This window comes from Aestuariivirga sp. (assembly GCF_044239095.1).
Lineage (GTDB): Bacteria > Pseudomonadota > Alphaproteobacteria > Rhizobiales > Aestuariivirgaceae > Aestuariivirga.
The window spans coordinates 1-3722 of record NZ_JBIICB010000356.1 but is presented as its reverse complement, the minus strand read 5'-3'; the positions used below and the strand labels follow the sequence as shown (position 1 = coordinate 3722).

At 64.2% G+C, this 3722-nt stretch carries 3 protein-coding genes; 2 read left to right on the top strand and 1 reads right to left on the bottom strand.

The annotated features are described in order from the left end of the window. Positions 1-236 precede the first annotated feature (236 nt). Both ACILRA_RS21055 and ACILRA_RS21050 read left to right on the top strand, forming a co-directional pair. Positions 237-1409 carry a fumarylacetoacetate hydrolase family protein gene (locus ACILRA_RS21055; RefSeq protein ID WP_395664007.1) on the top strand — a complete coding sequence of 391 codons (1173 nt, stop codon included), beginning with the start codon at positions 237-239 and terminating at the stop codon, positions 1407-1409. A gap of 133 nt (positions 1410-1542) precedes the next feature. Then, complete coding sequence (locus ACILRA_RS21050; RefSeq protein ID WP_395664006.1) at positions 1543-2343, top strand: hypothetical protein; 801 nt, start codon at positions 1543-1545, stop codon at positions 2341-2343. A 229-nt stretch (positions 2344-2572) separates the two neighbouring features. Here ACILRA_RS21050 and ACILRA_RS21045 read toward each other — a convergent pair. Further along, positions 2573-3722, bottom strand: a 1150-nt coding sequence (locus ACILRA_RS21045; protein ID WP_395664005.1) for an OB-fold nucleic acid binding domain-containing protein, incomplete at its 5' end; no start/stop codon positions are given.

The following is a 3722-nucleotide window of genomic DNA, read 5'->3' as shown; positions in this document are numbered from 1 at the left end:
GCCAAACGACCCAGGTGCTGGGCGGGCTCTTCGCCTTCCCCGATCCGGACTTGAAGCATTATGAGTCATTGAAGGGGCGCGAGTTACTGTCCGCGCGCCAAGCGGACGGGGAACGGGCGGCAGCACCCTCCCCCGCTCCGGGCCGCTTCCGCGTGATCAACGGCGGGCGAGGCTAGCACTTTCCTTGAAACGGACTAAGCTTGTTCCGGGGAATGGATAAGGGGCCCCGGAACATCATGCCATCGCTCTCACATTACATGTCATCCGCCGCGCTGCCCGCTGAAGGTTTGCTCGTCGGGCGCGTCTGGAACCCGGCCGAGGACGGCCCCGCGGTGGTGCGCCGCGAGGGCCAAGACCTCGTCGACATCACAAAGGCCTTTCCGACGGTCCGCGATCTCTGCGAGGCGGAGGACCCGGCGGGCGCTGCCCGCGCCGTGACCGGGCCGGTGATCGGCACGGCCGATGCCGTGATGGCCAACACACCGCCCGAAACCCGCGACACGTCAATGCCGTGGCTTCTGCCGCCAGTCGATCTTCAGGCGCTGAAGGCGGCGGGCGTGACCTTCGCCACCTCCATGCTGGAACGCGTGATCGAGGAGCGCGCACGCGGCAACCCCGCGGCTGCCGCCGAAATCCGCGCCACCATCGGCACGCTGATCGGCAGCGACCTTTCAAAACTGCGCGCAGGCTCGGCGGAGGCGATGGAACTCAAGAAGGTGCTGATGGAGAAAGGCGCCTGGTCGCAATATCTCGAGGTCGGGATCGGGCCGGATGCGGAGATCTTCACCAAGTCGCAGATCATGTCTGCCGTGGGCCATGGCATGGAAGCGGGGCTGAACCCGGTGTCGACCTGGAACAATCCGGAGCCCGAGGTGGTGGTCATCGTCGCCTCCACCGGCCGCATCGTGGGCGCGATGCTGGGCAATGACGTGAACCTGCGCGACGTCGAAGGGCGCTCCGCCCTGCTGCTCGGCAAGGCCAAGGACAACAATGCCTCCTGCGCGGTGGGGCCGATGATCCGGCTGTTCGACGCGTCATTCTCGCTCGACCATGTGCGGCGCATGCAGCTCTCCCTGAAGGTCGAGGGTGAGGATGGCTATGTGATGACGGGCGCGTCCAACATGTCCAAGATCAGCCGCGACCCGGCGGACATCGTGGGGCAGATGATCGGGCCCTATCACCAATATCCCGATGGCGCGGTGCTGTTCCTCGGCACGCTGTTCGCGCCCGTCGAGGACCGCGATGCGCCGGGCAAAGGCTTCACCCACAAGCTGGGCGACGTGGTGACGGTGTCGTCTCCCGAACTCGGCATGCTCGCCAACCGCATGACGACTAGCGACAAGGCAGCACCCTGGACCTATGGCGCGAGCCACCTGATGCGGAATCTGGCCAAGCGCGGACTGCTCTGAGGAAACAGCAACCACCGGCGGCGCAAGATACCGCTGCCGGTGGTTGAAATTCTCTCAAAGATTGCTTTTTCCTCTGTTTTTCCAAAAATGCGCGTGACAGACTTGCCCTTTCCAAGGGGCAGGACAGCGGACCATGGCGAAACGCGGATGGCTTGTGGACCGGCGGCGGCTGGGCCGGATGCTGAACCATTCCGACCCGGTGTTGCGGTGGCAGTTCAGGTGCCTCGCCGTGTCTTGGGTGATGGGGCTCGCTGCAGTGTTCGGCTTCATCGTCACTTTTGGCGCACTCCGTTTGTTTGGTGCGGCATTCCTGCTCTTTGCCGTGGTCGACTTGGCCCTGGAGTGGACGAAACACACCCGGCGGGCGCGGCGGATGATGGGGCCGGCGAGCGGGGGTCCTGGCGCAGCGAGCCTGTGGGCCATCCGGAATGGCGACTACGCCATCAGGTTCAGCTATGTCAGCATCCTTGCCGGCTTCCTGATGATCGTGCTGGGGACAACCGCCACTGCGTTGGCGCAGCCCCCCGGCAGCGATGACGATCAAGACTTCGATCCCATGATTGCCGGTTTGATACTGTTGATTGCAGCACAGCTGCTCCGACTCGGCCACATGGGCGTGGCACGCCAACGGAATGCGAAAGACGACTACGGAACGTCCGAGTCCCCAATCCTGTCGGGTACATTTGACATCATGCTGGTGTTTATCGGATTTGCTGGTCTGTCTCTCGGACTTGCGTTTCTGTTTCTGACACCGCTCGGTACTGTTCACCTGTTGCTGGCACAAAACATCGTGGGTCCGGTCATAATGATCGCGGGGATCCTTTCGTTGTGGCCCCGGCAGAGCAAGCGACAGCGCGACTTGCAGGACAGACAGGCGCGGCTTGTGGCGCGGTGCACGGGCACATATCCAGCCCCGCGGGCGGCGGCGCGCTGACAGGCCTTACGAGTGCTCACGGCGGGGTACATGCCGGGAGCGGCCGAGATATGATTTCGCGATGTATCTCAGCTTACTCACTCGCGGAGAGAGGCCCTCATCCGCCCTTCGGGCACCTTCTCCCATCCCTTCGGGACGGGAGAAGGGAAGGCTGAGCGATGCTTATTCCCCTCTCCCGTTGCGGCACGCGATGGGAGAAGGTGCCCGAAGGGCGGATGAGGGCTCTTTGCTACAAATCCTGCACGTCCACCACGCCGGAAATCGCCTTGATGGCGCCCTTGATCTGCGGGGTTACGGTGAATTTGTTGCCGAGCGAGACGTGGACCTCGCGGCCCTTGTCCATGAGCATGACGAGGCGGACGGGGGCTCTGCCGCCGTTGGTGAGGCGCTGGGCGATGGAGTCGATGGACTTGGCGTCGCGCACGAAGATCTCAAGGCCGGTGACCATCTGCGCTGCGGCCTTGTCGAGCATCTCCACGCCCTGAAGCCGGAGCTTCACCTCTTCGCCTTCGACATCGGCCTCGACGCGCGCGATGACGGCGTTGCCGGGTTCGAGCAAGTCGCGGCAGGCGGCGAGCGTGTCTGAGAAGCAGATGGTTTCGAACTGGCCGGTGGGATCGGAGAAGCCGACGAAGGCGAATTTGTTGCCGGACTTGGAACGGCGCTCCTGCCGGTGGGTGACGGTGCCCGCGAGCTTTGCCGCGCGTGCACCCTTGGTGAGGGCCTTCTCGTAAAAGCTCGCATAGGTATCGACCGAGAGCTTCTGCAGCGGCTTCATGTAATCGTCGAGCGGGTGGCCGGAGAGATAGAAGCCCACGGCCTCGAACTCCTGCGCGAGCTTGTCCATGGGGAGCCAGGAATCGCGGCGGGGCAGCACGAGATCGTCTGACGTGCTGGCAGCACCACCGAAGAGATCGTTCTGGCCCGCCTGTGCCGCACTGGCGGCGCGGTTGGCCATGGAGAGGATGGACTCGACCGCGTCCAGCACCGCCGCGCGGTTGGGGTTGAGGCAATCGAAGGCGCCGGCCTTGGCGAGGCTTTCAAGCGCGCGCTTGTTGACGACGCGCGCATCAATACGCTTGGCGAAATCACCCAGCGAGCGGAAGGGACCGCCCTCCTCCCGCGCCTTCACGATATGCTCGATGGCGCCGGCGCCGACGTTCTTCAAGGCCGCGAGCGAATAGAGGATGGCGCCGTTCACCACCGCGAAGTCCACGCCGCTCTGGTTGACCGAGGGCGGGATGACCTTGACGCCGATGCGCTGCGCCTCACGCCGGAACAGCATGAGCTTGTCGGTGTTGCCCATGTCGAGCGTCATCGAGGCGGCGAGGAATTCGACCGGGTAGTTGGCCTTGAGCCAGGCCGTCTGGTAGGAGACG